The organism is Rhizobium sp. AN73 (genome assembly GCF_030757975.1).
In the GTDB taxonomy this organism is placed as follows: domain Bacteria; phylum Pseudomonadota; class Alphaproteobacteria; order Rhizobiales; family Rhizobiaceae; genus Agrobacterium; species Agrobacterium arsenijevicii.
In genome coordinates, this window is the sequence record NZ_JARWME010000002.1 from 2,250,926 (window position 1) to 2,277,336 (window position 26,411).

Here is a 26,411-nt window from a genome sequence, read left to right on the forward strand (position 1 = left end):
TGATATGTTTGGCTCAAACGCTAAAATTTTACTTTTTAGCGGCCCGGGCGTGCAGAAACTCATCGAGAATGACGCAGCCTGCGCCAATGGTTATGAAACTGTCGGCCAGATTGAACACGGCGAAGGACCATGTCTCGGTGTGGAACAGGATATAGTCGATGACGTGACCATAGAAAAAGCGGTCAAGAAGATTGCCGGCCGCCCCTGCAATGATGAAGGCGAAGCCGAGATGGGCAAAGGTCCGGTCCACTGCCGTCTTGCGCCAGAGCCACAGAACGAAGACCACGATGACGAGCCGCATGCTGACGATGAACCAGCCATGCATGTCCGCCAGCATCGAAAACGCCACGCCGAGATTATAGGTGCGGTATAGCGCCAGAAACGGAACGACCGGAACCATCTCCTGCAACGGCAGATAGGCCTCGACCAGTTGCTTGACGATCTGGTCCAGCACAAGGGCAGCAACGATCAGCGCGAAAGCCGGGCCAAATTTCGAAAACAATGCCGCCTTGGCCATTATTTCACCGGTGTCAGTTCGAGGAGGTGTCGTCGCGCCTCAAAAAGCATGACAGCGGTTGCGATGGCAAGATTGAGACTATCGGCGCGGCCCTGCTGGGGAATGCGCGCCAGCTGGTCGGCCTTGCCGGCCAGTTCCGGCGGCAGGCCGGACTGTTCGTTGCCCATCAAAAGCACGACCGGCTTACCGGCATAGTCGATCTTTCGATAATCCACGGAACCGGCAAGATGGGTGGCGACGACGCTGACATTCGCCGATTTTTTCCAGGACAGGAATTCCTCGACCGAGGCACGGGCAACGGGCGTGGCGAAGACCGAACCCATGGTCGCACGAACCGTTTCCAGCGAGAACGGATCGGTGCAATCGCCGACCAGAATGACGCCCGAAGCGCCCGCTGCATCTGCCGTGCGGATGATGGTTCCGAGATTGCCGGGATCGCGGACCCGGTCGAGCGCGATATAGGTTTCGCCCTTTTCGGGGCGGATATCCCTCAGCGGCGCCCATTTCTGGTCGAAGATACCGACGACCATTTGCGGATTGTCGCGACGGGTGATCGAGGCGATGACTTTTTCGCTGACTTCCAGCACCAGCCCACCGGACGCGACAGTCTTTACCGCCGCCTGTTCCACCAGCGGCTTGCCCTTGGCTGCCTTGGCGTAAACGAGGGTGCGGATGGTCCAGCCCAGTTCGAGCGCGTCGATGACCAGCTTTAAGCCTTCCGCCATGAAGGTGCCGGTCTCTTCCCTGCCCTTTTTCTGGGTGAGCGCCTTGATATCCTTGATGATGGGATTGGCAAGGCTCGTTACTTCCTTCACCTGGCCAACCCGGCGCGTCGTGTTTTCGCGCATATCTTTCGTCATTTCGGCTCCCAGCGGCTGAACAGCGATGTGGAAAGCACCCGGCCCGGCGTCTTGCCGTCAAGCCCGGCCTCGCGAATGACGAGCTCGCCGGATGCGACGACGCCACCGGCGCCACGCATGATTTCGCGCATCAGCTCATGCATCGAATAGAAACTGGCCCTGATGGAATAGGCCGTCAGCACCAGACCGAGAGCCTTGGGCGACAGGATTTCGCGGCAGATATCCAACATCAACGGAAGATGGTCGAACAATTGCCATATCTCACCATGGGTGCCGCGGCCGAATTTCGGCGGATCGGTGAGGATGATGTCGTAGGTGCTGCCGCGGCGCTCCTCGCGCTGGATGAATTTCATCGCGTCTTCGCAGATCCAGCGGATCGGCGCCTGTTCGAGCCCGGCGAGCGCCTGGTTCTCCTTCGCCCAGCCGATCGCTTTCTTGGAGGCGTCGACATGGGTGACTTCAGCGCCCGCAGCCGCCGCAACCAGCGAAGCGACACCGGTATAACCGAACAGGTTCAGCACTTTCAGCGGCCGGTCAGCGGTCTCAACGGCATTTTTCAGCCATTCCCAATGCACGATCTGCTCCGGAAAGACGCCGACATGCCGGAAAGCCGTAAAACGGCCGAGAAATTCAACCCCGAGCAGGGACAAAGGCCAGGTCTCGCCAAGCGTCGCCTTCGGAAAACGCCAACGGCCCATGCCGTCTTCATCGGTATCACCGGTAAAAATGGCATCGGCATTCTGCCAGACGCGGTCGGGAACCGACGGCTGCCAGAGAGCCTGCGCTTCGGGACGAACGACGCGATATTCGCCATATTGCTCGAGCTTCAGGCCGTTGCCGCTATCGATCAGGTGAAAATCACCCGCGCCGCTCGATTCAAGAATGACCGGAACCTGTTCTGCGGGACGCTCGCCGGTGCGCGACTTAAGGGGCCGCGCAGGCACCTGCTCAACGGCCGGCACTGGGGCGACCTTTTCCCTCGGTGCAGGTTTCGGCACGCTACGCACCGCGTCCGGCTCGCGCTTTTTCGGTGCTGCGTCCGTCCGCCGTGCCGGCTTTGCGGCATGAACCTGTTTTTTCTCGCTCCCGGCACGCACACGATTGCCCGGCCGGCTGTCTTTTTTCTTCAATGGAAATCTTTCCGCTTCTACCCGCGTCTTATCGCGCAGCAAATAGCATTCCACGCGCCGCTCGCCTAGAGCCGGAACTGATGTCGGCTACATCACTTTGCCGGGAGTTGCCCCGCAGGGGTAATTTGCCCGGTCGCAGCAGCTTTGTGCCTGTTCGCCTCGTCATGCCAGCGAACGGCTTCCTTCGCTTCGATACGGGCGCGTTTGCGATGCTTGCCCTGCGCGAACCACGTAGCCGAAGATCCCAGAAGCACGCCAAAAATGACGGCCAGAAACAGGAACACGAAAAACGGCGCAGTGAAGGAAAGAATACCATCCTCCGGCCGGAAGGGATTGAGCGCCAGCGTCACGGATTGACGGTTGGCCACGCACAGTATGACGAGAATAATCGCCAGCGGAAGCAGGATGATGAGGTTGATGATTTTTTTCGACATCCGACAATACTCCATCGCGGCGGGCGTTCCGCCGGCTCCGTTTCCGGCGCGGGCGATAAGAACGATCAATCGTCCTCTTCGTCACCCATACCGGGGTTCAGGCGCTCACGCAGTTCCTTGCCCGTCTTGAAAAAAGGCACCCATTTTTCCTCAACGAAAACCGATTCACCCGTGCGCGGGTTCCGACCGGATCGCGAAGGGCGGTTTTTCACCGAAAATGCGCCGAAACCACGAAGCTCGACACGATTTCCCGCTGCCAGGGCATCGGTGATTTCATCCAGCACCGCATTGACGATGTTTTCCACGTCACGGTGATAAAGGTGCGGGTTACGCGCAGCAACGATCTGCACCAGTTCAGACTTGATCACGGTTGCCCCCTGAAAGAATTGGATTTTTAATGCGGCTCAACCTGCCAAACGGAAACAAGACCGTCAAGAAACAACTTGTCCGCACCGAGCTGGCCGGAGCCCGCAAATGGAATTAAATCGCCATATCCCAGAAGCTTCGCTATTTGCGCAACACTGAAAAGCGAAAAAGGCGAACTGGATGACGGTGCGCGCCATTCCACGATCGGCAGATCCTTGGCAACGCCACGCGTTTCGAAGTAGCCGCGAATTTCCTTTTCACCGCCGAGCGTGTCGACCAGCTTGTTGGCAAGCGCCTGCCTGCCGGTGAAAATCGATCCGTCGGCCAGTTTCAGCACATCCTCGCGCGGCAGCTTGCGACGATCGGCCACAAGGTCGACGAACCAGCCGTAGCTGTCCATCACCATGGAGCGGATCATCGTCTTCGCCTCTTCGGGCGCCTCGTGGAACGGCGACGGCTCCGCTTTCATGGGAGAGGATTTTATTTCCTGCAGCGAGACGCCGAGCTTGTCCATCAGCTGGCCGATCTGGGGATATTGAAAGATCACGCCGATCGAGCCGGTGATCGAGGTTTCTCCGGCGATGATGACATCACCGGCAGACGCGATCATATAACCTGCGGAAGCGGCGAGCGTGCGGACGTCGGACACGACCGGCTTCTTTTCCGCAACGCCGCGAATGGCCTTGAAGATGCGCTCACCGCCATAGGTGGTGCCGCCGGGCGACGAAATCGAAACGATCAGTCCTTTGACATTGTCGCTCTTGGCAATCTTGTCGAGCCGTTCCAGAAGTTCGGTATTGTCCTGGATCAGGCCGGAAATCTGGACTCGGGCGATATGGGGCCTCTCGCTTTGCTGCGGGGCCGCCCATAAAAACCGGTAAAGGCCGAAAATGCCGGCGACAAACAGAAGAACAGCGGCAATCCGCCAGAAAGTCAGCTTGCGGCGCAATCGCCTGCGATCCGCTATCGCCATATTATCCATCGAAAACCTCTGCCATCCGGCCTTTGAAGCGACATAAGCATCATGGCCATATGGTTCTTCTAGCGCGAAGCCGCAAGGAAACAATAAGGAAACCAGAATTACGATTAAATTCGCATTTCCCTTGCACCTTTCCAGACAAAAACCATATTGGCAGGACAAAGCACTCGTGCCAAAGACATCAAGATAAACATTTGAACTTCGTTTGCGCGCCAGAATGGTGCCCAAGAAGTTTTCCGGACCCACTCTTATGCTCGAAAGACTCCGCGAACCCGCGCCAGCATTTCCGCTGCCCAACGACCAGAACGGCGCTTATGAGCGCGCGCTCAGGCATTCCGCGCGCGTGAAGCGGCTGAAAATCATTCTGCCGCTCGGTGCGGCGATCATTTCGTTCGCCTTCGTCGCCGTTTCGCTCATCCGGACCTGGGCGCCCGAAGAGGTCTCGCTTGAAAGCGCAAGGATCGAGGACGGCAAGATCGTGATGGAAAAACCAGCCGTCGCAGGCCGTAACGAGAAGGGGATCGATTATTCCATGAACGCCGACCGTGCGTTGCAGGATATCGCTAACCCCAACCTCATGACGCTCGAAAAGGTCCTGGCTGCGGTGCCGGTAAACGACAGCGTTGCCCAGGTGATCGCCAAGGAAGGCATTTTCGATCGGGCCACCAACACGCTGAAGATGACCGCCCCTTTTGACATCAATCTCAGCAATGGCATACAAGCGAAGTTCCAGTCTGCTGATGTCGATTTGAAGGCCGGAAAAATGAGCAGCAAAGAGCCGGTTTCGATCAAAACAAACGACGGTGCCATTGTTGCGCAATCGATTGATATCGCCGATAATGGCAAGACGATTACATTTTCGGGGCAGGTACGCGCGCGTATCGCTGCATCCAATATCAAGAATGAAGCCAAGTGAGAGCCCGGTCCAGATGATGCAAGTTTCCCGCCCCGTTTCCCTTGGCAAATCCGCAGGTGTCACAGCCGTTGCTATTGCTTTTTCCTGTCTTGCAACCGTGGCTTTCGCCCAGAGCACGACCAGCAACATGACAGGCGTCAAGCTCTCCGGCGACCAGCCGATCGCCATCGAAAGCGATCAGCTCGAGATCCGGGATCAGGAGCGCAAGGCCTATTTCACCGGTAACGTGAAAGTTGTGCAGGGCACGACCACCCTTCAGGCCGGCAAGATGACGGTCAATTACAAGGGTGAAGGTTCCTCGCTCACCAGCGGCGACGCCAATATCGAAAAAATCTTCGTCGACAATAACGTCTATCTGACGTCCGAGACCCAGAAGGCCACGGCCGATCACGGCGAATTCGACATGGCGGCGCAGACCTTCATTCTGACGGGCAAGCAGGTTGTGCTGTCCGAGGGCACGAATGTCTTTACCGGCTGCAAGCTCACCGTTCTGATGAATTCGGGACAGGCGAAGCTCGAAAGCTGCGGCGGCCCTGTCCGGATCATGCTCGATCCGAAATCGCAGCAGAAGAAACAGTAGTCTCACCTCGTGAAGATACCCTCGATCTCAAAAATGTTTGGCGGCGGGCGCGACCGACCTGTTGACGCAGCGTCGCAGGCCGACAAGGCTCGCTATGAAGGCACCCTGATCGCGCATGGTCTGACGAAGACCTATAATACGCGCCGGGTCGTCAACGGCGTTTCGCTGGTCGTGCGCCGTGGCGAAGCTGTCGGGCTGCTTGGTCCGAACGGTGCGGGCAAAACTACCTGCTTTTATATGATCACGGGCCTCGTGCCCGTCGATAGCGGCAAGATCGCCATCAACGGCAACGATGTCACCACCATGCCGATGTACAGGCGTGCCCGCCTCGGCGTCGGTTATCTGCCGCAGGAAGCCTCGATCTTTCGTGGACTGACTGTCGAGGAAAACATCCGCGCCGTGCTGGAAGTGCACGAGCCTGACAGCGCCAAGCGCAGCCGCAAGCTCGATGAGTTGCTGGAAGAGTTCCACATTGCGCAGCTGCGCAAGTCGCCGGCCGTCGCGCTGTCGGGTGGCGAACGTCGCCGTCTGGAAATCGCCCGTGCTCTCGCGACCGATCCGACCTTCATGCTTCTGGACGAACCTTTTGCGGGCGTCGATCCGATCTCCGTCAGCGATATCCAGAACCTCGTCAGACATCTGACCGCACGCGGGATCGGCGTTCTGATCACCGACCATAATGTTCGCGAAACGCTCGGCCTCATTGACCGCGCCTATATCATCCATGCCGGTGAAGTTCTGACCCATGGCCGTGCGGACGATATCGTCAACAATCCGGACGTGCGCCGGCTCTATCTCGGCAATAATTTTAGCCTTTGACCCCTTGGGCGCGAAAGATTCTTCATCGCGCCCCGCGCTGACGCTTGACCAAACATAATAAAAAAGCAATTTTTGGGCCAAGTTTCGTTGCCTTCGCAAAATTTATGAAATTTGTGGCAATGTAGAAGCTGTAAAGGGAGTTTCGCGTCCGCCATGGCATTATCTGCCAGCCTTTTGCTGCGTCAAAACCAGTCTCTCGTGATGACACCGCAACTGATGCAGTCCATCCAGCTGCTTCAGATGACGCATTTCGAACTGACGCAGTTCATCGCGCAGGAGGTGGAACGCAATCCGCTGCTTGAAATTGCAGCAAACGACGGCGATTTGGGCAGCGACACCCCTGTTGATGCGGAGAATTTCGGCGATGTCGACGGCGAGGCTTCGGACAAGTCCGCCCCGGTAACCGCCGACAGCGACGACTGGTACGGTGAGCGCGCCGCCAATCTCGGCGAGCAGCTCGACACCAGTTTCGAAAACGTCTTTCCCGATGATGCCGAACCCAGAAAGCCCGACGCCCCCGAGCTGGCGGGCCAATGGAAGTCCATGCCTGGGCAGGAGTCAGGCGAAAGTTACGATCTCGACGACTTCGTTGCGGCGAAACAAAGCCTTGGCGACCATCTCAATCAGCAATTGCCACTCGCCATATCCTCTGTCGAGGACAGGATGATCGCAGATGCGCTGATCGGCCAGATCGACGAGACCGGATATATCGCGACGGATGCCGTCGATGACGTCGCCGAACGGCTGGGAACCGCCCCGTCGGCCGTGGAGCGCGTTTTGGAGATACTTCAGGGCTTCGACCCTCCCGGCGTGTTTTCCCGTTCGCTGAGCGAGTGTCTGGCGATCCAGCTCGCGCAGAAGGACCGGCTCGATCCGGCAATGCGGGCTTTCATCGACAATCTGGAGCTTCTGGCAAAACGGGACTTCGCGACGTTGAAAAAGCTCTGCGGTGTCGATGAGGAAGACCTTCTCGACATGCTGGCGGAAATCCGAACGCTCAATCCGCGTCCCGGCGCCGGTTACGAGTCGACCGTTTCCGAGACCATCGTTCCGGATATCATCATTCGCCCCTCCTCCACCGGTGGCTGGCTTGTGGAAATCAATCCCGAGACCCTGCCGCGCGTACTCATCAACCAGACCTATTTCGCCGAGGTTTCAAAGCATAAGAGCCGCAAAGGAGAGGATCAGGATTTCCTTTCCGAATGCATGCAGACGGCCCACTGGCTGACCCGCAGCCTCGACCAGCGCGCCAGAACGATCATGAAGGTGGCGACCGAAATCGTGCGCCAGCAGGATGCCTTTCTCGTCAACGGCGTGGATCACCTGCGCCCGCTGAACCTCAAGACGGTGGCCGAAGCCATCAAGATGCACGAATCCACCGTCAGCCGGGTGACGTCGAAGAAATACATGCTGACACCGCGCGGGCTGTTCGAGCTGAAATATTTCTTCAGCGTCTCCATCAGCTCCGTGGAAGGCGGCGACAGCCATTCGGCGGAAGCGGTGCGTCACCGCATCAAGGCGATGATCGCGCAGGAGGCCGCCGACGCGGTGCTTTCCGACGACGACATCGTCGACAATCTGAAAAAGAGCGGCATCGATCTCGCCCGCCGCACCGTCGCCAAATATCGCGAGGCGATGAACATCCCCTCCTCCGTTCAGAGGCGCAGGGAAAAGAAAGCGCTCGCCAGATTATCCGCCTGCTGAGCGGCGCAAACCATCACGTTTCCGGGGCTTTTCGGCCGCACTCCGGCTGCGCCATTGACTCTTGCCACGTCAGGGGCTAGAAGCCCGCCGCACACGTAAGCAAGGTCATTTGTAACGGAATAATCTCCACCGTCCACGGGCGTATAATTCGAATGGAGGCTTTTTAAGGTCTTCGAAACGCTTGGATGCGCGCTCGGCTTGACGTAAGCTGGTACTCGCAAATCACTACAAAAAGGAAAATTTCCATGAGTGTGCGTGTATCTGGTAAACATATGGAGATCGGCGAATCTTTCCGTCAACGGATCGAGGACAATATAGGTCTGGCAGTTACCAAATACTTCGATGGGGGGTATTCAGGCCAAGTGACCGTGGAGAAGTCCGGATCGCGTTTTGCAGCCGATTGCAAGCTGCATCTCGACACGGGCGTTGTGTTGCATGCGGCGGGTCAGGCAAATGATCCGCAAGCGAGTTTCGACGCCGCCGCTGAGCGGATCGAAAAGCGCCTGCGTCGCTACAAGCGGAAGCTGAAGGACCATCATTACAATGGTTCTGCGGCGAACGGTGCGATGCCGGAAATCGCTTATACGGTGATGGATGCTGTTCCCGATGAGGACCACGAGGTTCCCGAAGATTACGCACCCACGATCGTGGCGGAAAGTTCGAAACAGATAAAGACGATGTCCGTTGCCAGCGCCGTGATGGCGCTCGACATGACTGACGAACCGGTTCTGCTCTTCCGCAGCCCCGGCAAGGAATATCTCAACATCGTTTACCGACGTCATGACGGCAATATTGGCTGGATCGACGCGGAAACGATCAAGAGCTGAACAGTCTGACAAGACATGGGAGGCAGATCGCGAAAGCGTATCTGCCTCCTGCATCGTCTCGATGGCATGAAGGAAAAAGAGAATGGCGTTGGCAGATTTGCTGCAACAAGATGCGATTATTCCCGCCCTCAAGGTGAATTCCAAAAAGCAATTGCTTCAGGAGCTGGCCGCAAAGGCAGCCAGAATTACCGGAGTCTCGGAACGGGAAGTTTTCGACGTCATCCTCCAGCGTGAAAAGCTCGGCTCCACCGGCGTGGGGCACGGCATTGCCATTCCGCATGGCAAGCTCAACAGCATCCATCAGATCACGGGCGTCTTCGCACGTCTTGAAACACCGGTCGATTTCGAAGCCCTGGACGACCAGCCGGTCGATCTGGTTTTCCTGCTGCTCGCCCCTGAGGGCGCTGGCGCGGATCACCTGAAGGCGCTGTCCAGAATTGCGCGCGCGTTGCGCGATCCCGAACTGGTGGCCAAGCTGCGTGCCACCGATTCCGATACGGCAATCTACGCTTTCCTCAATCAGGAACAGACGACAGTCGCCTGATCGCAGGCTGCCTATCTTCCGTCCATGGTCAAAAAAACGCGCCCTTGAGGCGCGTTTTTTATTAAGTGAGGAAATGCTTCACGCATCCTTCTCGTTGACGGACGCGGTGCCCGGCTCGGCCGATGTGGCGACCTCCACCTTCGGTCCGCCCTTGGCGACGCCGACCATGGCGGGACGCAGCACCCGGTCACCGATGGTGAAACCGGCCTGAACCACCTGAAGCACGGTGTTGTTCGGAACCGCGGGGTTCGGGATTTCGAACATTGCCTGGTGGAAATTCGGATCGAACTTCTGGCCTTCGGCATCGATCTTTTTGACGCCATGGCGCTCCAGCGTCGACAGCATCGAGCGCTCGGTCATCTCGACACCTTCAATCAGGCCGTTGAGGCCGGCTTCGCCATTGGTCTTGAGTTCATCCGGAATGGCTTCGAGAGCCCGGCGAAGATTATCGGAAACCGCAAGCATGTCGCGCGCGAAACCGGCCAGTGAATAGGACTTCGCATCCTTGATTTCACGTTCGGTGCGACGACGAAGATTGTCCATTTCCGCCGCAAGACGCAGGAACTTGTCGCGCAGATCGGCATTTTCGGCCCTGAGCAGCTCGACGGGATCGAGCTCGGCAGCTTCCACCGTTTCTTCCCCGGCAAATGCGGGTTCGATAAACTCTTCGGCGACGTCCGCGTCAGGTCCGGGCTTTTTTGTATCGTCGGTCATGACGTTCTCCAGATTTGAATATTGTTGGTTGCGCCCGATATCGAGGTTTGACGGGCAAAAATCAAGGCTTGCGGCGAAAAGCTTGCCGCATTCTCTGACCTTGCGGGCTTGTTCTATCTCTGCTTTCGGGAAAGGCGGGCCATGATTTGCGCGGTATAATCCACCATAGGCACGATACGGGCGTAATTGAGCCTCGTAGGGCCGATGACGCCGACCGCGCCCACGACGCGATTTTCCTCATCCCGATAGGGCGCGACGATCAGTGACGAACCGGACAACGAAAACAGCTTGTTTTCCGAGCCGATGAAAATCCTGACCCCCGAGCCGCTTTCCGCAAGATTGAGGATTTCGATGAGATTTTCCTTACGCTCCAGATCGTCGAACAGCAGGCGTACGCGATCGATATCTTCCTCGCCGGCGAGACCCTCGAGCAGGTTGGAGCGTCCGCGGACGATGAGACGGCCGAGCTTGCCGTCCTCATTGTCACCCGCCCATATGGCGAGACCGCGTTCGATGAGGTCCTGCGCCAGCGTGCCGAGTTCCGATTGCAATTCCGCGCGCTGCGTCTGAAACTGGGTCCGCAGTTCCTGCAGCGTCTGACCGGAAAGATGGGCATTGATGAAATTTGCCGCCTCGGTCAATTGCGATGATGAAATGCCGGCCGGCAATTCGATGATACGGTTTTCGACCTGATTGTGGTCGCCCACCAGCACGGCAAGCGCCTTGGTGGGCTCCAGCCGGATGAATTCGACATGTTTGAGGATGACGTCGTTCTTGGCCGTCAGCACGAGGCCGGCGCCACGCGACATGCCTGACAGCATGCGGCTCGCCTCCGTCAGCAGCCCTTCCAGCGATTGCTCGTGGCCGGCAACCGGGCCGATCTGCCGGTCGATGCTTGCCCTCTCGTCGGCAGGCAGATCGCCCACCTGCATGAAGGCGTCGACGAAGAAACGCAGCCCCGTCTGGGTCGGCAGGCGCCCGGCGCTGATATGCGGCGAATAGATGAGGCCCAGTTCCTCGAGATCGCTCATCACATTGCGCACGGAGGCTGGTGAAAGCGACATCGGCAACAGCCGCGACAGGCTGCGCGACCCCAGGGGTTCGCCGGTGTCGAGATAGCCTTCGACGATGCGCCGGAAAATCTCCCGCGACCGTTCATCCAGCAACGATGCCTGATCTTTTGAAAGCGGTGCGGAAAAACCCATCTTATCCGTTCTTTGTCGTCAAAATCCTGTCCGTACCAATATAATGCGTTGCACCGCTACGGCAAAACGGAAATTGGCTTTGCAAAAGCCCGGAGCGCGCCTTAGAAGGCAGGAACCAACATGGAGAGTGGATCATATGCGGCCTTCAGGCAGAAAAACCGATCAGATGCGCAAGGTTTCCTTCGAGCGCAATTTCTCGAAACATGCCGAAGGTTCCTGTCTGGTCAAATTCGGCGATACGCATGTGCTCGTCACCGCAAGCCTTGAGGAAAAGACGCCGCCGTGGCTGCGCAACAGCGGCAAGGGCTGGGTCACCGCCGAATACGGCATGCTGCCGCGCTCCACCAACGAGCGCATGAAACGCGAGGCATCCGCTGGCAAGCAGGGTGGACGCACGCAGGAAATCCAGCGCCTCATCGGCCGTTCGCTGCGTGCGGTGGTTGACCTGCAGGCGCTCGGCGAACGCCAGATCAGCATCGACTGCGACGTCATTCAGGCCGATGGCGGCACGCGCACGGCTTCCATCACCGGCGCATGGATCGCCCTGCATGATTGCTTGAAGTGGATGGAAACCCGCAACATGATCAAGGTCGAGAAGGTCCTGAAGGACCATATCGCCGCGATCTCCTGTGGTATCTTCGCAAAACAGCCGGTCATCGATCTCGATTATCTGGAGGATTCCTCCGCCGAGACCGATGCGAATTTCGTCATCACCGGCTCCGGCGGTATCGTCGAAGTTCAGGGAACCGCGGAAGGCGCACCATTCTCCGAAGAGGAATTCCTGACGCTGCTCGGTCTTGCCAAGGCAGGATGCAGCGAACTGGTCGCCCTTCAAAAGCAGGCAATCGCCTGAACCGACAGGAAAACGTCATGCGCAAGCTCGATACCAGAACGATCGTCGTCGCCAGCCACAACAAGGGCAAGATCGCCGAAATCGCCGACCTGATCGGGCCCTTCGGCTTTTCCGCCAAGTCGGCAGCGGAGCTGAACTTCGTGGAACCGGACGAGACGGGCACCACCTTTGAGGAAAATGCCGCCATCAAGGCGCTCGCCTCCGCAAAGGCATCTGGTCTGCCCGCTCTGTCTGACGATTCCGGTCTTGTCATCGACGCGCTGGATGGCGCGCCAGGCGTCTATACCGCCAATTGGGCAGAGACGGCCGACGGCACTCGCGACTTCGCCATGGCCATGCAGAAGGTCGAGGACGCGCTTGCCGAACGCGGCGCATCGAAGCCGGAAGACCGCACGGGCCGCTTCGTCAGCGTGCTGTGCCTTGCCTGGCCGGACGGACATGTCGAATATTTTCGCGGTGAGGTCGAAGGCACGGTGGCATGGCCACCGCGTGGAACCAGCGGTTTCGGTTATGACCCTATCTTCAAGCCGGAAGGATACGACACCACATTCGGCGAGATGACCGGAGACGAAAAACACGGCTGGAAGCACGGTGACGCGTTTGCGCTCTCCCACCGTGCCCGCGCCTTCAAAAAATTCGTCGAAACCTGTCTGGAGGCATGAGCCCGATGGTCGGGGAGCATCAACTTTCTGCCCCCGGCGCGTCGCTTCTGCCGGACACGGGCGATCCGGGGTTCGGGATCTATCTGCACTGGCCCTTCTGTGCGGCCAAATGCCCCTATTGCGATTTCAACAGCCATGTCCGCCACCGCCCGGTGGATCAGGAACGGTTTACCGCGGCATTTCTCAGCGAAATGGCGAAGATGCGGGCGCTTAGCGGTCCGCGCGTCGTCACCAGCATCTTCATGGGCGGCGGCACGCCATCGCTGATGGACCCGCAGACCGTCGGTGCGCTTCTTGATGGCGTCTCGCGTTTCTGGCATGTGCCTGATGGTATCGAGATCACCATGGAGGCCAATCCTTCAAGCGTCGAGGCGGAACGGTTTCGCGGTTACCGCGCAGCTGGTGTCAACCGCGTCTCGCTCGGCGTACAGGCCCTGAACGACCGTGACCTGAAGTTCCTCGGCCGTCTGCATGATGTCGCCGATGCCTTGAAAGCCATCCGGCTGGCGCGGGAGATTTTCCCGCGCATGTCCTTCGATCTGATTTACGCCCGTCCGAACCAGACGGTGGCCGAATGGGATGCCGAGCTGAAGGAGGCCGTGTCCTATGCCGTCGACCACCTGTCTCTCTACCAGCTGACCATCGAGGAAGGCACGCCCTTTTACGGCCTGCACAAGGCCGGCAAACTGATCGTGCCGGATGGTGAGCATTCGGCCGTGCTTTATGAAGCGACGCAGGAAATTACCGAGCGTTACGGCATGCCGGCTTACGAGGTTTCCAATCACGCCCGCCTAGGGGCTGAAAGCCGCCATAACCTTACCTACTGGCGTTATGGCGATTATGCCGGCATCGGCCCCGGTGCGCATGGACGCCTGACCAATGGCGCCTCAAAGCTCGCGACTGTTACCGAGCGGCACCCGGAAACCTGGCTCGAGACCGTCGAGCGGGAAGGCCACGGCATGGTCGATCAGGAGCTTCTCGGCGTGGACGAACAGGCCGACGAATTGCTGCTGATGGGCCTTCGCCTGCGCGAAGGCATCGATCTTGCCCGCTGGAGCGATCTTTCCGGCCGTGAGCTTGACCCGGAGAAGGAGGAATTCCTCCTGCAGCACGGTTTCGTGGAAAGGATCGGTAATTCCCGCCTGCGCTGCACCCCTTCCGGCATGCTTATTCTGGATGCCGTGGTCGCCGATCTCGCCTGCTGATCTACGCCATCGGCAGGTCTTGAGACGGCAATAAAAAAGCGGCCCGAAGGCCGCCTTAATTGACAACAAAACCCGAAAACCTCTCATCGCGTCCTGCCCGGACCTGTTTCCTGGCATCTGCAACCGTTTGATTTTACGAAACAAGATTGAATCCCCGGGACAACCCCGAAGATGACCTCGCATATGGGCAAAGGGTTGTCAGCGGACTGAAGCGGCCCGAAGGCCGCTCCGTCTCAAGCGTTGTTTTCGTTGATCAGGCGCTTCAGCAACTCAACCTCGTGGCCGAGCTTGGTGTCGCCGGAAATCAGGTCCTCGATCTTGCGCACCGCGTGAAGAACAGTGGTGTGGTCGCGACCGCCGAAACGGCGACCGATCTCCGGAAAGGAGCGCGGCGTCAGCATCTTGGCAAGATACATGGCGATCTGGCGCGGCTTGACGATGACGCGGGTGCGGCGGTTGGAAACCAGCTCCTGCCGCGACACATTATAGTGTCTGGCAACAATGCGCTGAATATCCTCGATGCGCACGCGCTTGGCCTCACCGCTGCCAACGAGGTGCGACAGCAGCTCATCGACACGGTCAACCGAAAGGTTCGGCTCGAAAGAGCGCCGGAACATCAGCTGGTTGAAGGCACCTTCAAGCTCGCGTCCGCTCGCCGTCACGCTTTTGGCCACGTGGGTCAGGATTTCATCCGAAATCTCGAAAGACGGATCGTCCTGACGCGCAGAGCCCATGCGACGGTTGAGCATTTCGTAGCGCATGTCGTAATCGGGACCTTCGATCTCGATGGCCATGCCGCCCTGAAGACGCGAACGGACGCGCGGATCAAGCGATTCCAGCTCCCAGGGCGCACGGTCAGCCGCCACTACCACCTGCTTGGCACTGTCGAGCAGCATGTTCAGCAGATGACAGAATTCGTGCTGGATCATCTTGCCCTGCAGGAACTGCATGTCGTCGATGACGAGAAGGTCGATATTGCGCAGGGTATCCTTCAGCGTCAGCGCATCATTGTCGCGGATTGCGGTCGCAAAACGCCACATGAAATATTCAGCCGTCAGATAGACCACACGCGGGTTGCGCGGGCTGTCGATGGCGGCGTTGGCAATGGCCTGAAGAAGGTGAGTCTTGCCAAGGCCGACACCCGCATGGATGAACAGCGGATTGAAGCGCACCGCGCCGGCACCCGCTTCAGCGATCGTTTTTGCCGCTGCAAGTGCTACACGGTTGGACGAGCCTTCAACAAAGGTGTCGAAGGTGAAACGTGTATCAAGCGGCGAGCCGAACAGCGGCCCGGAGCCACCCTGCCGCAGGGTCGCCTGCGCCGCCGCAGGCTGTGCGGAAGGCGCTGTCGCGGGCTGCGACGGTATGAAGGACTTGTTGCGCGCAACAGCGCCCATGTCCTGTACGGGCTGCACCCGTTCCTCGACCTGCGCGGGACGGACCGGGCGGCTGGCCGAGCGGACGAGAATTTCCACCTTCAGCACATCCGGGTCCTCGCTTTGGACGAGGCTGGTGATCAGATCCATGTAACGGTTGTTGATCCAGGATTTCAGAAAGGTCGTCGGAACGGTAAAACGGACGACGCTCTTCGAAACGGTGTGGAGTTTGAGCCGTGCAAACCAGCTTGCATAGACCTCGGGACCAACCTGTGCCTTAAGCCGCGCGCTAAAACGTTCAAACAGCGCATCGTGCTTCATTGCCGATTTGTCCCCTGCCGCTTCTGAGCAAGCTGCATCACGAGCCTTTGGTGCGCGGTCCCCATCGGCCACCGCACCCATCGCCAAATTCAATTGCATATTGCCGCCTTTCAAATTGCCAATCATAGCCTGACGATCAAAAACCGATCGCCAGAGATCCCCCTCGTATTATTCCCGCCTCCAGCGCTCCCCTCGAAAGAACGTCAAAGGCTACTACTTGTTTGCGAGCCGGTTATCCCATTTCCCTCCCCTTCATGGAGAGGCCTGCGACACGCTAAAAACGCTCCTTTCGCTACAACTGTAAGGCGCATTCTTGAGAACAAAAAGCTCCCGCCCGTTCCGAGACCGAAACGGCACAAAAAGCTCAATGACCTGAGAAAACGGACCCCGAAAGACCCGCCAGCAAGAAGGTGAATATCGTCGATGCGATCATCGAGATAATCTGTGGACTGAGATCCGCACCCCTTGTTGAAATGCATTTAGGCAGGATCGTGGGGAGAGATCAATGGCGTTTTTTCTGCAAAAACTCAGATCGACCATTGACTCGCAATGGTCGTTTTGCATCACCGGCAAGGTCCGAAGCAGAATCGCTTATGAATCAATGAGATTCAATTTTGGCATTTTTCGAGAGCCCGTTTTGGCAAAAAAATAAAAAACTTCTTGACTCAAAACTGGCCCCGACTTCCGTAGAGAAAGCTTCCCATTTTTAGGGAGACCTCCAGCAATCCATTGTTTTTATTTAGTTTTTCCTGTCGTCCATCTGACACGCGTTTGTCACGTTACGGCAGGAATGATTAACGGGTGGTTAGAATCACAAAAAGCCCGGTCAAAAGACCAGGCTTTTTGAATAGTTAATTGTGATTAGCCGGATTAGGCGGAAAGAGCCTTAACGCGCTGGGCAAGACGCGACACCTTACGGGATGCCGTGTTGCCATGCAGAACGCCACGGGTAGCGGCGCGCTGGATCTCAGGCTGAGCTGCCTTCAGAGCTTCGGTGGCTACTGCCAGATCGCCCGAAGCAATAGCTTCCTCGACCTTGCGGATGAAGCCGCGAACGCGCGAACGGCGAGCCTTGTTGACTGCGGTACGGCGAGCGATCTTGCGGGTCGCCTTTTTCGCCGAAGTTGTATTGGCCATGTATGCCTCTCTTCGAATTCAAACCAAATTCCGCAACCAGAGGATCGGGTCGTTCGAAGACCTCACTTAACCCAAGAATGCGGGAGTAATTTCGGACAAGCCGGATGGCTTTCCTTAACCGTGGGCGGGCATATACCGCTAAAGCGTACGCCCGTCAACGCGCAAATGGCGGAAAACGCCGATATTCCGATCCTTAGCGATTCCGGAAAGCGGGTTTACGCTTTTCAACGAAGGCCGCCATGCCCTCCTTCTGATCCGCCGTTGCAAAGAGCGACTGAAAGGATCGCCTTTCATATCTCAGCCCTTCCGCCAGGGACACCTCGAAGGAGCGGTTGACGCTTTCCTTGGCCATGAGAACGGAAGCGCGCGACAGTGAGGCAATGCGCGTGGCGGCATCCACCGCCTCATCCATGAGATTTGCCGCGGGCACGACACGCGAAACGAGACCGGCGCGCTCTGCTTCCGCCGCATCCATCATGCGGCCGGTCAGAACCATGTCCATGGCCTTCGCCTTGCCCACTGCCCTCGTCAGCCGCTGCGAGCCACCCATGCCGGGAATGACGCCGAGCGTGATTTCCGGCTGGCCGAATTTCGCCGTTTCCGAAGCGATGATGAAATCGCACATCATTGCCAGCTCACACCCGCCGCCAAGCGCAAAGCCGGAGACTGCGGCGATGATGGGCTTGCGGGTCGACGCGACCTCGTCCCAGCCGCCGAGAAAATCGCCGACATAGGCATCGACAAAATCCAGCCCCTGCATTTCCTTGATGTCGGCACCGGCGGCAAATGCCTTTTCCGAACCCGTTATAATGATCGCGCCAATGGAATCGTCGGCGGAGAACGAGGAGAGAATGTGCCGCAGCTCTTTCAGAAGCACCGAATTGAGAGCGTTGAGCGCCTTGGGGCGGTTGAGCGTGATGACACCCACCTCGTCGCGTTTCTCGACCAGTATCGTTTCATAGTCCACGGCAGTCTCCCTTCTCCATTATTTCCGGCTCCATTATTCCCGGCTCCGTTACGTCTGGCAGGCGGCGCAATAAAAGGTGGAACGGCCAGCCTGCACCACCCTTTCAACCGTACCCCCGCAGCCGGGTGTCCGGCAAGGCTGGCCCTCCTGATCGTAGACCGAAAAGGAATGCTGGAAATAACCGAGTGTCCCGTCCGTCTGTATATGGTCACGCAGGGAGGAGCCGCCTGCGGCGATCGCGTCCGCGATCACCGCCCGGATCTTCTCCGTCAGATCGATGAGCTGTGATGTTGGCTCGCCGGTTTTGGTCACCAGCGTTCCTGCCGCCCGCAAGGGCGAGAGGTGGGCGCGCCACAGCGCCTCGCAGACATAGATGTTGCCGAGGCCGGCAATCACCTTCTGATCCAGCAGCGTGCTTTTCAAAGGCTGGCTTTTGCCCTGGAACCGGCTCGCCAGATAATCCGCGCTCAAGGCATTGCCTGTTGGCTCCGGTCCAAGCTCCGCGAAAGCGGGATAAAGGTCGAGCTTGTTGCGTTCCACCAGATGCATGAAGCCGAAGCGGCGCGGGTCATTATAGATAACGCAGACGCGCTCTTCTCCCTTATCCAGATGGAAGACGACATGATCGTGCTTGCCGTCCTTCGAGCGGGCATAATGAAACGCGCCGGGCGCGTTGTTATTCCCGGCCTCATCCGCCGCCGCCTCGATACGGAACGAACCGGACATTCCAAGATGGGCAATGATCGTCAGCCCGTCCTCCAGCTCGATCAAAAGATACTTCGCCCGGCGTCCGAGCGATATGATCTTCTTGCCCTCGATCAGCGCCGCGAAATCTTCAGGAAAAGGGAAGCGCAAATCGGGACGGGCAAGATGGAGCTTGCGGATGCTTGCCCCTTCCATGGCGGGTGCGAGGCCGCGTCTGACAGTTTCGACTTCTGGCAATTCTGGCATCTGGCTTATCCGGCAGTTTATCGTTAGGACCATGTGGTCTATACAATGCACGCGAAATGTCGCGCCCAGGCGATGCGGCAACAGATAGCGTCGCCATGGCGTTTCCGCTATGGTCCGCCACGCAATTAATATGGAGACAGACGATGACCGACGCCCGTACCACTGCCCAAGGCGGCATGGAAACGTCCTATGGCTTCCACAAGGTGGACGAAGGCAAAAAGCAGGGACTGGTCAACGACGTCTTCCACAAGGTGGCCAAGCGCTACGACATTATGAACGATGTGATGTCGGCCGGCCTGCACCGGCTCTGGAAGGACGCCATGGTGTCCTCGCTTTCGCCGCGCAAGGATGCCTCTTATAAGGTGCTGGACGTTGCGGGCGGTACCGGCGATGTCGCCTTCCGCATCGTGGAAGCCTCCAACCGTCTGGCGCACGCCACCGTTCTCGACATTAACGGCTCCATGCTTGCCGTTGGCGAGGAGCGCGCGGCAAAAAGAAAGCTTTCCGACAATCTGACCTTCGTGGAGGCCAATGCGGAGGAGCTGCCCTTCGAGGCAAACACCTTTGATGCCTATACGATCGCCTTCGGCATTCGCAACGTGCCGCGCATCGATGTCGCGCTGAAAGAAGCCCATCGCGTGCTGAAGCGCGGCGGGCGGCTGCTGGTGCTGGAGTTTTCCGAGGTCGAAATGCCGCTGCTCGACCGTGTCTATGATGCATGGTCGTTCAACGCCATTCCGCAATTCGGCAAGATGATCACCGGTGATGCCGAGCCCTATCAATATCTGGTCGAGTCGATCCGCAAGTTCCCCAATCAGGAGGATTTCGCGACGATGATCCGTACCGCCGGCTTTTCCCGCGTTACCTACACCAATTACACCGGCGGTATCGCCGCCCTGCATTCCGGCTGGAAGCTTTAAGACCATGGCCGGCAAAAGCAGGAGACAAGCATAAGCATGAGCACTTTGGGCGCATATTTCCGCCTCGCAAGAGTTGGCTGGGTTCTCGTGCGCGAAGGCGTCGTGCTGGCCTTGCCATCCGACGACCTGCCTGCCTCCGCGCAAGTGCTGAAGGCGCTGCTGAAGCCCTTCGCCCGCAGCAAGGCCAAGCGGGCGCAGCGTAGCGACCGGCTGGCCACGGCCGTGGAACGGCTTGGGCCGTCCTATGTGAAGATGGGACAGTTCCTGGCCACCCGCCCGGATGTGGTGGGCGCCGACTTCGCCGACGATCTCGCAAGTCTTCAGGACCGCATGGCGTTTTTCCCGGCTCAGGCAGCGAAAGCCAATATCGAAGGTTCGCTCGGACGGTCGGTTTCGGACCTCTACAAGGAATTCGGCGATCCGATTGCCGCCGCCTCCATCGCGCAGGTTCATCCGGCATTGGTGGATACGCCGAAAGGGACGCGCAAGGTGGCCGTCAAGGTCATCCGCCCCGGCGTTCGCCAGCGTTTCCAGAATGATCTGGAGGCGATGTATCTGATCGCCGACCTGCAACAGCGTTTCGTTCGCTCCGCCCGCCGCCTGCGTCCGGTGGAAGTCACGCGCACGCTGGAACAGACGACCAAGATCGAGATGGATCTGCGGCTCGAGGCCGCCGCCCTTTCCGAACTTGCAGAAAATACCAAGGACGATCCGGGCTTCCGCGTTCCGGAGGTCGACTGGGAACGCACCGGCCGCGATGTCGTCACCATGGAGTGGATCGACGGCGTCAAGATGTCTGACATTGAGGGGCTGAAGGCTGCCGGTCACGACCTGAACACGCTGGCCGACACCCTGATCCAGTCCTTCCTGCGGCACACGCTGCGCGACGGCTTCTTCCACGCGGACATGCATCCCGGCAATCTCTTCGTCGATGCGCAGGGCATGATCGTCGCCGTGGATATGGGCATTGCCGGACGGCTGGGCAAAAAGGAGCGACGGTTCCTCGCTGAAATCCTCTATGGCTTCATCACCCGCGACTACATGCGGGTGGCGGAAGTGCATTTCGAGGCCGGTTACGTGCCGGGCCACCACGACAAGGCCAGCTTCGCCCAGGCGATCCGCGCCATTGGCGAGCCGATCCACGGCCAGCCGGCCGAGACGATCTCCATGGGCAAGCTGCTGACGCTGCTGTTCGAAGTGACCGAACTCTTCGACATGGAAACGCGCCCGGAACTGGTGATGCTGCAAAAGACCATGGTGGTGGTGGAAGGCGTGTCGCGCATGCTCAATCCGCGTTTCAACATGTGGAAGGCGGCCGATCCGGTTGTCAGCGGCTGGATAAGGGATAATCTCGGCCCGAAACGCATCGTCACCGATCTGAAGGACGGCGTGAAGGCGGCCCTCAAGCTTGCCGAGGCAGCACCCGAGATCGCCGCCAAGACGGAAAAGCTGCATGCCGATCTGAGGTATATGAGCGAGAACGGCCTGCGTTTCGACGCGCAGACGGCGGAAGCCATCGGCAAGGCGGAAGCGCGCCATACCAAATGGGGACGCGCGGCGCTCTGGGTGATTGCGCTGACGCTTCTCTATATCGCGATCAGGATAAGCTGAGCCATATTTTATCCGGCTGTGACCAATGTCACGGTCGGACATTACCATGCCGATACCGCCTGCCCAGCCAAGGGGACAGATCCATGTCATGCTCATGCAATTTACTGAAGGATAATAACCTGATCTTTTAGTTAAAACAGGTGACCCATGCGATTGCTCCCATTTCTGGTTGGTGCACTCCTTTTTTGTATTCAGCCGGTCCTGGCGCCGGGAGCGATGGCGGAACACATGGGCTACGATCCCTGTACAGACGGCAGGGTAAATGATGGAAAGCCACGCAGCTGTAGCGAGCTGAAACGGGATTTGCGACGCGCTGACAGGCATAATCGGAGAGAATGGGAATATTATCGACCAATGCGTCCCCTTCAAGCCGATCCCTGTACGGATGGCCGCATAAGCGACGGACAACCGCGAACCTGCGAAGAGTTGCGCCGCTGGTTGAAAGTTAGATAGTTGCCGGACGGGAATTGAGATTCATGTCAACGAATGAAGCAGTAAAACGGGCCCTTTCCTACTCGTCATGGCCCATGGTGTTTTTTTTAGGCCTCGCCGGGGCCTATTTTGCCTTTACGAGCGACCATCCAGTGGGGGCGTTCCTCGCGGTCTATGCGAGCGCGGTGTTTGCCCTGTTTCTTCTCGAACGTTACATACCCTATGAGGAGCAATGGCTTCAGCCTGATGGCGAAACGGTAACCAGTCTCGGCCATACGCTCCTGACCAAGGGCCTTGTTCAGCTTGCCGCCCTGGCCTCGGTTATCTTTCCGATGCTGACCGCGAGCGTGTTGCAGCCTCTGGCGGCCATGAAATTCGACCTGTGGCCTTCGGACTTGCCGATGGCTGTTCAGGTCTTGCTCGCCGTGACGATCGCTGAGTTCGGTCTCTACTGGGCGCATCGCATCGCGCATGAAACGGTGTTCTTCTGGCGTTTCCATGCGCTTCATCACAGCGTTGTTCGCCTGTGGGTAGTCAATACCGGTCGTTTTCATGTGGCCGACTCGCTGTTCAAGATCGCGCTCAGCCAGATTCCGCTTTACCTCATGGGTGCGCCTTTGCCGGTTTTCTGGTGGCTGGCAGCCGTCACCGCCTTCATCGGCATTCTGACCCATTGCAATGTTGACATGAAAACCGGGCCGCTAGACTACGTGTTCAGCACGCCGCGGCTGCACCGATGGCACCATTCGAAAGAGCTTCCCGAGGGAAACACCAATTATGGTGAGAACCTCGTCGTGTTCGACCAATTGTTCGGCAGCTATTTCAATCCCAATCGCCCTTCTTCGGTCAACATCGGTATCAAGGGGGAAATTGCAAAGGGCTTTCTGCCACAGCTTTTCCAGCCCTTCACCAAGGAAGGCGTTCGCCAGATCATCGGGCGCAGCACGAAAGACAATTGAGGCGCGATGCGACCGTTAGGCGGTCGGAATTCCCAGTTCCGCCCGCAGCTTTTTTGTTAGCCCAGCCGCAACGAGTTCATAGGAGCGGCGCACGTAATGCTCCAGCTCCTCCTGCTCCAGCGGTGAGTGATCGGAAATCGATATCCATTTGCGCTTGGCGAAATAAGGTGCCTGACCGATACCTTCCAGCGAGGTGAGGATTTCGAAGCTTTCCTCCGAACATTTCACCACAAGCCGCCAATCCTCCCGCTCGCCAAGCACAGAAAAGACCTTGTCACCCACCTTGGCGACGTGAGAATCCCACTGATCGACAAAACGCACGCCGGGCCATCCGCCGAGCACCTTGTCGAAGGTCTTGCGATCGAACAGGCTCATACCAGTTTCTCCGCGATGAGAGCCGCCAGACGTTTGGCGACTTCCGCCTTGTCCAGATCCGGCCAGGCCTCGACACCCTCTACCGAAATGATCTTCACGCTGTTGCGGTCTCCGCCCATGATGCCAGTCTCAGCCGAAACATCATTAGCGACGATATAATCCGCACCCTTGCGTTCCAGCTTGGCCCGACCGTTTTTCTCCACATCCTGCGTTTCGGCGGCAAAACCCACCACCAGCTTCGGACGCTTTTCATGGTGACCGACGGTTTTGAGAATATCCGGATTTTCCGTCAGTTGTAGCGCAGGCGGCGCATCGCCCGGCTGCTTCTTGATCTTCTGCTCCGACGCACCTGTCACTCGCCAGTCGGCGACGGCCGCGACCATGACGGCGATGTCCGCCGGCAGCCTTGCGATCACCGCATCGCGCATCTCTTCGGCACGCTCTACGTGAACTGTCGTGATACCTGCCGGATCGGCAATGGTGACGGGACCGGAGACCAGAGTGACCTCTGCCCCCAGCTCTGCCAGCGCCGCCGCGATGGCGTGACCCTGCTTGCCGGAGGAGCGGTTGGCGATATAACGCACCGGATCGATCGGCTCATGCGTGGGGCCAGAGGTGACGATCGCCGTTCTGCCCTTCAGGGGCTTCGGCCCGCCATCCAGCAGTGCCTCCACGGCCTCGACGATCTGTAACGTCTCCGCCATGCGGCCAAGACCCGCCTCGCCCCTCTCCGCCATCTCGCCCGCCATGGGGCCGATAAAAAACACGCTATCTTTTTTCAGCGCTTCAACATTTCGCACCGTCGGCTTGGCAGACCACATTTTCGGGTTCATGGCAGGCGCGACCAGCACCTTGCGGTCCGTCGCCAGAAGGATCGTGGAAGCGAGATCATCGGCCAGACCATGCGCCATCTTCGCCATCAGATCGGCGGTGGCAGGCGCAACAAGCACAAGGTCACAATCGCGCGCGAGCCGGATATGGCCGACATCCTGCTCGTCCTGCCTTGAAAAAAGCTCGGTGAAAACATGGGTGGCGGACAGCACGCCGACGGCAAGCGGAGTGACGAATTCCTGCGCGCCTTTCGTCATGACCGGCGTCACCTTCGCGCCGCGCTCTTTCAGGCGGCGGATGAGATCAAGGCTCTTATAGGCCGCGATGCCGCCGGAGATGATGAGGAGAATATGTTTGCCTGAAAGCGTCATGATGCCGGACCAGTTTCCCGTTTCAGGGGGAAACTAGAGCATTTCAGGTAAAAACGTAATCACCTTCAATGCTCTATCTCTTTGTTTTTCCGCACTTCCGGACGGAAAACCGCTACGCACTTTTCCTGGAACTGCTCCAGGCCCTTGGCATTCAAAGTGCAATCCGGCTGATATCACGCCGCCTTGGCGACGTGATATTCCTTGATCGCGACCATCTTGATCGCCGGAAACCGTTCGGATTCATAACGCAGCGAGAAAGCGTCCTGCGCCAGAAACACCGGATCGCCATCCAGATCGCGGGCGATATCGCCGCGTTTGACGTTGAGGAACTTGTCCATTTCCGCCGGCTGATCGGAGGAAATCCAGCGGCAGACGGAAAAGCGCGACATTTCGAAGGAGACCGGCAGGCCGTATTCGCCCATCAGCCGCTCCTTCAAGACATCGAGCTGCAGCGCGCCGACGACGCCGACGATGGCGGGCGAGCCGTCTTCCGGCGAAAAGAGCTGCACGACGCCCTCTTCCGCCATCTGCTGCAAAGCTTCCTTCAACTTCTTCGCCTTCATGGCGTCTTCCAGACGCACGCGACGCAGAATTTCCGGCGAGAAGTTCGGCACGCCCTGGAATACGAGGTTTTCACCTTCGGTCAGCGTATCGCCGATGCGCAACGTGCCGTGGTTGGGAATGCCGACCACATCGCCCGCAAAGGCCGTATCGGCCAGCTGGCGCTGCGAGGCGAAAAGAATTGCGGCGCGGTGAGTCCCATCAGCTTGCCGGTGCGTGCCAGTCGTGCCTTCATACCGCGCTCCAGCTTGCCGGAGCAGATGCGGGCAAAGGCGATGCGGTCGCGGTGGTTGGGGTCCATATTGGCCTGAATCTTGAAGACGAAGGCCGTCATCTTGTCTTCGTCCGCATGCACGGTGCGGGTATCCGCCACCTGATCACGCGGCGGTGGGGCAAAATCGCCGAGCGCATTGATGAGGTCGCGCACACCGAAATTGCGCAGCGCCGAACCGAAGAACACCGGCGTCATGTGACCTTCCAGGAACGCCTGACGGTCGAAGGGACGGCAGGCTTCGAGCGCTAGTTCGGTTTCCTCGACAAAGACCTTGCGTTCGTTTTCCGGCAAACGATCGGCAACCGCCTGGGGGCCGTTGACCTTCAAGCCGTCCACCTGCGTGTCGTTGCCACGAAAGGTGTTTTCAGCAAGGTTGTAAGCGCCACAGAAGCTTTTCGCCCGACCGACCGGCCAGGTGATCGGCGCGGTATCGAGAGCCAGTTTTTCCTCGACCTCATCCAGAATCTCGAAGGGATCGCGGCTTTCACGGTCCATCTTGTTGATGAAGGTAATGATCGGAATATCGCGCATGCGGCAGACTTCGAAGAGCTTCAGCGTGCGCGGCTCGATACCCTTGGCGGCATCGATGACCATGATCGCCGCATCCACCGCCGTCAGGGTGCGGTAGGTGTCGTCAGCAAAGTCTTCGTGGCCCGGCGTATCGAGGATGTTGAAGACACGATCGTTATATTCGAAGGTCATCACCGAGGTAACGACCGAAATGCCACGCTCGCGCTCGATCTTCATCCAGTCCGAACGGGTCTGGATGCGATCCTTCTTCGCCTTCACCTCACCGGCAAGCTGGATCGCTCCGCCGAACAGCAGCAGTTTTTCCGTAAGCGTAGTCTTACCCGCGTCCGGGTGCGCGATAATAGCAAAGGTGCGGCGGCGGGAGACCGCCTCGGCAAGTGTTTCGGCCATCTGACAAATCCTGTGGAATTGCGGGGTATCTAGCGTTTCAGGCCCGCATTTGCAATTGACCTTGCCGCGATCTCGGCAAACTAATGCCG

At 58.4% G+C, this 26,411-nt stretch carries 26 protein-coding genes and 1 pseudogene; 12 read left to right on the plus strand and 15 right to left on the minus strand.

Annotated features, from left to right (window positions below):
• Positions 1 to 28: 28 nt before the first annotated feature.
• The 6 genes from lspA to sppA form a co-directional block, all read right to left on the minus strand.
• Positions 29 to 517 (minus strand): signal peptidase II, encoded by a 489-nt coding sequence (gene lspA, locus RBH10_RS20990; RefSeq protein ID WP_281038036.1) that lies wholly within the window; start codon positions 515 to 517, stop codon positions 29 to 31.
• Complete coding sequence (locus RBH10_RS20995; protein ID WP_281038035.1) at positions 517 to 1,377, minus strand: RNA methyltransferase; 861 nt, start codon at positions 1,375 to 1,377, stop codon at positions 517 to 519. Before RBH10_RS20995 ends, lspA begins: the two co-directional genes overlap by 1 nt.
• Positions 1,374 to 2,507, minus strand: coding sequence for a class I SAM-dependent methyltransferase (locus RBH10_RS21000; protein WP_281038034.1), 1,134 nt, complete (start codon positions 2,505 to 2,507; stop codon positions 1,374 to 1,376). Before RBH10_RS21000 ends, RBH10_RS20995 begins: the two co-directional genes overlap by 4 nt.
• A 92-nt stretch (positions 2,508 to 2,599) precedes the next feature.
• Positions 2,600 to 2,941: a LapA family protein gene (locus RBH10_RS21005; RefSeq protein WP_281038033.1), complete on the minus strand. Its 342-nt coding sequence runs from the start codon at positions 2,939 to 2,941 to the stop codon at positions 2,600 to 2,602.
• 65 nt (positions 2,942 to 3,006) lie between these two features.
• Positions 3,007 to 3,333 (minus strand): integration host factor subunit beta, encoded by a 327-nt coding sequence (locus RBH10_RS21010; protein ID WP_219256707.1) that lies wholly within the window; start codon positions 3,331 to 3,333, stop codon positions 3,007 to 3,009.
• Between the two features lie 2 nt (positions 3,334 to 3,335).
• Positions 3,336 to 4,289 carry a signal peptide peptidase SppA gene (sppA, locus tag RBH10_RS21015; RefSeq protein WP_281038032.1) on the minus strand — a complete coding sequence of 318 codons (954 nt, stop codon included), beginning with the start codon at positions 4,287 to 4,289 and terminating at the stop codon, positions 3,336 to 3,338.
• A gap of 247 nt (positions 4,290 to 4,536) precedes the next feature.
• Between sppA and lptC the strand changes: the two genes are divergently transcribed.
• The 6 genes from lptC to ptsN all read left to right on the plus strand — a co-directional run bounded on the left by lptC (position 4,537) and on the right by ptsN (position 9,676).
• Positions 4,537 to 5,202: an LPS export ABC transporter periplasmic protein LptC gene (gene lptC, locus RBH10_RS21020; RefSeq protein ID WP_045015247.1), complete on the plus strand. Its 666-nt coding sequence runs from the start codon at positions 4,537 to 4,539 to the stop codon at positions 5,200 to 5,202.
• Positions 5,203 to 5,215: 13 nt separating this feature from the next.
• Positions 5,216 to 5,782, plus strand: coding sequence for an LptA/OstA family protein (locus tag RBH10_RS21025; protein ID WP_281038031.1), 567 nt, complete (start codon positions 5,216 to 5,218; stop codon positions 5,780 to 5,782).
• A gap of 33 nt (positions 5,783 to 5,815) precedes the next feature.
• Positions 5,816 to 6,601, plus strand: a complete 786-nt coding sequence (gene lptB, locus RBH10_RS21030) for an LPS export ABC transporter ATP-binding protein (RefSeq protein ID WP_045015494.1) — start codon at positions 5,816 to 5,818, stop codon at positions 6,599 to 6,601.
• A gap of 153 nt (positions 6,602 to 6,754) precedes the next feature.
• Positions 6,755 to 8,305: an RNA polymerase factor sigma-54 gene (rpoN, locus tag RBH10_RS21035; RefSeq protein ID WP_281038030.1), complete on the plus strand. Its 1,551-nt coding sequence runs from the start codon at positions 6,755 to 6,757 to the stop codon at positions 8,303 to 8,305.
• A gap of 245 nt (positions 8,306 to 8,550) precedes the next feature.
• Positions 8,551 to 9,132 (plus strand): ribosome hibernation-promoting factor, HPF/YfiA family, encoded by a 582-nt coding sequence (hpf, locus tag RBH10_RS21040; RefSeq protein WP_045015250.1) that lies wholly within the window; start codon positions 8,551 to 8,553, stop codon positions 9,130 to 9,132.
• Between the two features lie 82 nt (positions 9,133 to 9,214).
• A complete protein-coding gene (gene ptsN / locus RBH10_RS21045; protein ID WP_045015251.1) occupies positions 9,215 to 9,676 on the plus strand; it encodes a PTS IIA-like nitrogen regulatory protein PtsN in 462 nt (153 codons plus the stop codon).
• Between the two features lie 78 nt (positions 9,677 to 9,754).
• On the opposite strand, the gene grpE is transcribed toward ptsN, so the two are convergent.
• Complete coding sequence (grpE, locus tag RBH10_RS21050) at positions 9,755 to 10,390, minus strand: nucleotide exchange factor GrpE (RefSeq protein ID WP_045015252.1); 636 nt, start codon at positions 10,388 to 10,390, stop codon at positions 9,755 to 9,757.
• A 113-nt stretch (positions 10,391 to 10,503) separates the two neighbouring features.
• Complete coding sequence (gene hrcA, locus RBH10_RS21055) at positions 10,504 to 11,595, minus strand: heat-inducible transcriptional repressor HrcA (RefSeq protein ID WP_045015253.1); 1,092 nt, start codon at positions 11,593 to 11,595, stop codon at positions 10,504 to 10,506.
• A gap of 136 nt (positions 11,596 to 11,731) precedes the next feature.
• On the opposite strand from hrcA, the gene rph reads away from it, so the two are divergent.
• Genes rph through hemW form a run of 3 tightly spaced genes read left to right on the plus strand, consistent with a single transcriptional unit; the run spans position 11,732 to position 14,315 of the window.
• Complete coding sequence (rph, locus tag RBH10_RS21060) at positions 11,732 to 12,448, plus strand: ribonuclease PH (protein WP_045015254.1); 717 nt, start codon at positions 11,732 to 11,734, stop codon at positions 12,446 to 12,448.
• A gap of 17 nt (positions 12,449 to 12,465) precedes the next feature.
• Positions 12,466 to 13,110 (plus strand): RdgB/HAM1 family non-canonical purine NTP pyrophosphatase, encoded by a 645-nt coding sequence (rdgB, locus tag RBH10_RS21065; protein ID WP_281038029.1) that lies wholly within the window; start codon positions 12,466 to 12,468, stop codon positions 13,108 to 13,110.
• A 5-nt stretch (positions 13,111 to 13,115) separates the two neighbouring features.
• Positions 13,116 to 14,315 carry a radical SAM family heme chaperone HemW gene (gene hemW / locus RBH10_RS21070; RefSeq protein WP_281038028.1) on the plus strand — a complete coding sequence of 400 codons (1,200 nt, stop codon included), beginning with the start codon at positions 13,116 to 13,118 and terminating at the stop codon, positions 14,313 to 14,315.
• 233 nt (positions 14,316 to 14,548) lie between these two features.
• On the opposite strand, the gene dnaA is transcribed toward hemW, so the two are convergent.
• From dnaA to mutM, 4 genes are all read right to left on the minus strand, one after another.
• Positions 14,549 to 16,012 (minus strand): chromosomal replication initiator protein DnaA, encoded by a 1,464-nt coding sequence (gene dnaA / locus RBH10_RS21075; protein ID WP_281038027.1) that lies wholly within the window; start codon positions 16,010 to 16,012, stop codon positions 14,549 to 14,551.
• Between the two features lie 870 nt (positions 16,013 to 16,882).
• Complete coding sequence (rpsT, locus tag RBH10_RS21080) at positions 16,883 to 17,149, minus strand: 30S ribosomal protein S20 (protein ID WP_003493474.1); 267 nt, start codon at positions 17,147 to 17,149, stop codon at positions 16,883 to 16,885.
• A gap of 193 nt (positions 17,150 to 17,342) precedes the next feature.
• On the minus strand, positions 17,343 to 18,116 hold the full coding sequence (locus tag RBH10_RS21085; protein WP_281038026.1) for an enoyl-CoA hydratase: 774 nt from the start codon (positions 18,114 to 18,116) through the stop codon (positions 17,343 to 17,345).
• Positions 18,117 to 18,164: 48 nt separating this feature from the next.
• The gene (mutM, locus tag RBH10_RS21090; protein ID WP_281038025.1) at positions 18,165 to 19,067 is read right to left on the minus strand and encodes a bifunctional DNA-formamidopyrimidine glycosylase/DNA-(apurinic or apyrimidinic site) lyase; all 903 of its coding nucleotides are present in this window, start codon (positions 19,065 to 19,067) and stop codon (positions 18,165 to 18,167) included.
• A 143-nt stretch (positions 19,068 to 19,210) separates the two neighbouring features.
• Here mutM and ubiE point away from each other — a divergent pair, with 143 nt between their 5' ends.
• The 3 genes from ubiE to RBH10_RS21105 all read left to right on the plus strand — a co-directional run bounded on the left by ubiE (position 19,211) and on the right by RBH10_RS21105 (position 22,989).
• Positions 19,211 to 19,987 carry a bifunctional demethylmenaquinone methyltransferase/2-methoxy-6-polyprenyl-1,4-benzoquinol methylase UbiE gene (gene ubiE, locus RBH10_RS21095; RefSeq protein ID WP_045015259.1) on the plus strand — a complete coding sequence of 259 codons (777 nt, stop codon included), beginning with the start codon at positions 19,211 to 19,213 and terminating at the stop codon, positions 19,985 to 19,987.
• 36 nt (positions 19,988 to 20,023) lie between these two features.
• Complete coding sequence (gene ubiB, locus RBH10_RS21100; protein WP_281038024.1) at positions 20,024 to 21,598, plus strand: 2-polyprenylphenol 6-hydroxylase; 1,575 nt, start codon at positions 20,024 to 20,026, stop codon at positions 21,596 to 21,598.
• Positions 21,599 to 22,074: 476 nt separating this feature from the next.
• Positions 22,075 to 22,989: a sterol desaturase family protein gene (locus RBH10_RS21105; protein ID WP_045015261.1), complete on the plus strand. Its 915-nt coding sequence runs from the start codon at positions 22,075 to 22,077 to the stop codon at positions 22,987 to 22,989.
• Positions 22,990 to 23,004: 15 nt separating this feature from the next.
• Here RBH10_RS21105 and RBH10_RS21110 read toward each other — a convergent pair whose 3' ends face one another.
• From RBH10_RS21110 to RBH10_RS21120, 3 genes and pseudogenes are all read right to left on the minus strand, one after another.
• Positions 23,005 to 23,364: an MmcQ/YjbR family DNA-binding protein gene (locus tag RBH10_RS21110; RefSeq protein WP_281038023.1), complete on the minus strand. Its 360-nt coding sequence runs from the start codon at positions 23,362 to 23,364 to the stop codon at positions 23,005 to 23,007.
• The gene (gene coaBC / locus RBH10_RS21115) at positions 23,361 to 24,566 is read right to left on the minus strand and encodes a bifunctional phosphopantothenoylcysteine decarboxylase/phosphopantothenate--cysteine ligase CoaBC (RefSeq protein WP_281038022.1); all 1,206 of its coding nucleotides are present in this window, start codon (positions 24,564 to 24,566) and stop codon (positions 23,361 to 23,363) included. Before coaBC ends, RBH10_RS21110 begins: the two co-directional genes overlap by 4 nt.
• Before the next feature lie 173 nt (positions 24,567 to 24,739).
• Positions 24,740 to 26,322: pseudogene (locus RBH10_RS21120) on the minus strand (peptide chain release factor 3).
• Positions 26,323 to 26,411 lie beyond the last annotated feature (89 nt).

What these genes read in the sequence shown, in the direction of transcription:
- lspA (WP_281038036.1), bottom strand. Translation starts at nt 517, where the DNA reads ATGGCCAAGGCGGCATTGTTTTCGAAATTTGGCCCGGCTTTCGCGCTG.
- RBH10_RS20995 (WP_281038035.1), bottom strand. Translation starts at nt 1,377, where the DNA reads ATGACGAAAGATATGCGCGAAAACACGACGCGCCGGGTTGGCCAGGTG.
- RBH10_RS21005 (WP_281038033.1), bottom strand. Translation starts at nt 2,941, where the DNA reads ATGTCGAAAAAAATCATCAACCTCATCATCCTGCTTCCGCTGGCGATT.
- sppA (WP_281038032.1), bottom strand. Translation starts at nt 4,289, where the DNA reads ATGGATAATATGGCGATAGCGGATCGCAGGCGATTGCGCCGCAAGCTG.
- lptC (WP_045015247.1), top strand. Translation starts at nt 4,537, where the DNA reads ATGCTCGAAAGACTCCGCGAACCCGCGCCAGCATTTCCGCTGCCCAAC.
- RBH10_RS21025 (WP_281038031.1), top strand. Translation starts at nt 5,216, where the DNA reads ATGATGCAAGTTTCCCGCCCCGTTTCCCTTGGCAAATCCGCAGGTGTC.
- lptB (WP_045015494.1), top strand. Translation starts at nt 5,816, where the DNA reads ATGTTTGGCGGCGGGCGCGACCGACCTGTTGACGCAGCGTCGCAGGCC.
- rpoN (WP_281038030.1), top strand. Translation starts at nt 6,755, where the DNA reads ATGGCATTATCTGCCAGCCTTTTGCTGCGTCAAAACCAGTCTCTCGTG.
- hpf (WP_045015250.1), top strand. Translation starts at nt 8,551, where the DNA reads ATGAGTGTGCGTGTATCTGGTAAACATATGGAGATCGGCGAATCTTTC.
- ptsN (WP_045015251.1), top strand. Translation starts at nt 9,215, where the DNA reads ATGGCGTTGGCAGATTTGCTGCAACAAGATGCGATTATTCCCGCCCTC.
- grpE (WP_045015252.1), bottom strand. Translation starts at nt 10,390, where the DNA reads ATGACCGACGATACAAAAAAGCCCGGACCTGACGCGGACGTCGCCGAA.
- hrcA (WP_045015253.1), bottom strand. Translation starts at nt 11,595, where the DNA reads ATGGGTTTTTCCGCACCGCTTTCAAAAGATCAGGCATCGTTGCTGGAT.
- rph (WP_045015254.1), top strand. Translation starts at nt 11,732, where the DNA reads ATGCGGCCTTCAGGCAGAAAAACCGATCAGATGCGCAAGGTTTCCTTC.
- rdgB (WP_281038029.1), top strand. Translation starts at nt 12,466, where the DNA reads ATGCGCAAGCTCGATACCAGAACGATCGTCGTCGCCAGCCACAACAAG.
- hemW (WP_281038028.1), top strand. Translation starts at nt 13,116, where the DNA reads ATGGTCGGGGAGCATCAACTTTCTGCCCCCGGCGCGTCGCTTCTGCCG.
- dnaA (WP_281038027.1), bottom strand. Translation starts at nt 16,012, where the DNA reads ATGAAGCACGATGCGCTGTTTGAACGTTTTAGCGCGCGGCTTAAGGCA.
- rpsT (WP_003493474.1), bottom strand. Translation starts at nt 17,149, where the DNA reads ATGGCCAATACAACTTCGGCGAAAAAGGCGACCCGCAAGATCGCTCGC.
- mutM (WP_281038025.1), bottom strand. Translation starts at nt 19,067, where the DNA reads ATGCCAGAATTGCCAGAAGTCGAAACTGTCAGACGCGGCCTCGCACCC.
- ubiE (WP_045015259.1), top strand. Translation starts at nt 19,211, where the DNA reads ATGACCGACGCCCGTACCACTGCCCAAGGCGGCATGGAAACGTCCTAT.
- ubiB (WP_281038024.1), top strand. Translation starts at nt 20,024, where the DNA reads ATGAGCACTTTGGGCGCATATTTCCGCCTCGCAAGAGTTGGCTGGGTT.
- RBH10_RS21105 (WP_045015261.1), top strand. Translation starts at nt 22,075, where the DNA reads ATGTCAACGAATGAAGCAGTAAAACGGGCCCTTTCCTACTCGTCATGG.
- RBH10_RS21110 (WP_281038023.1), bottom strand. Translation starts at nt 23,364, where the DNA reads ATGAGCCTGTTCGATCGCAAGACCTTCGACAAGGTGCTCGGCGGATGG.
- coaBC (WP_281038022.1), bottom strand. Translation starts at nt 24,566, where the DNA reads ATGACGCTTTCAGGCAAACATATTCTCCTCATCATCTCCGGCGGCATC.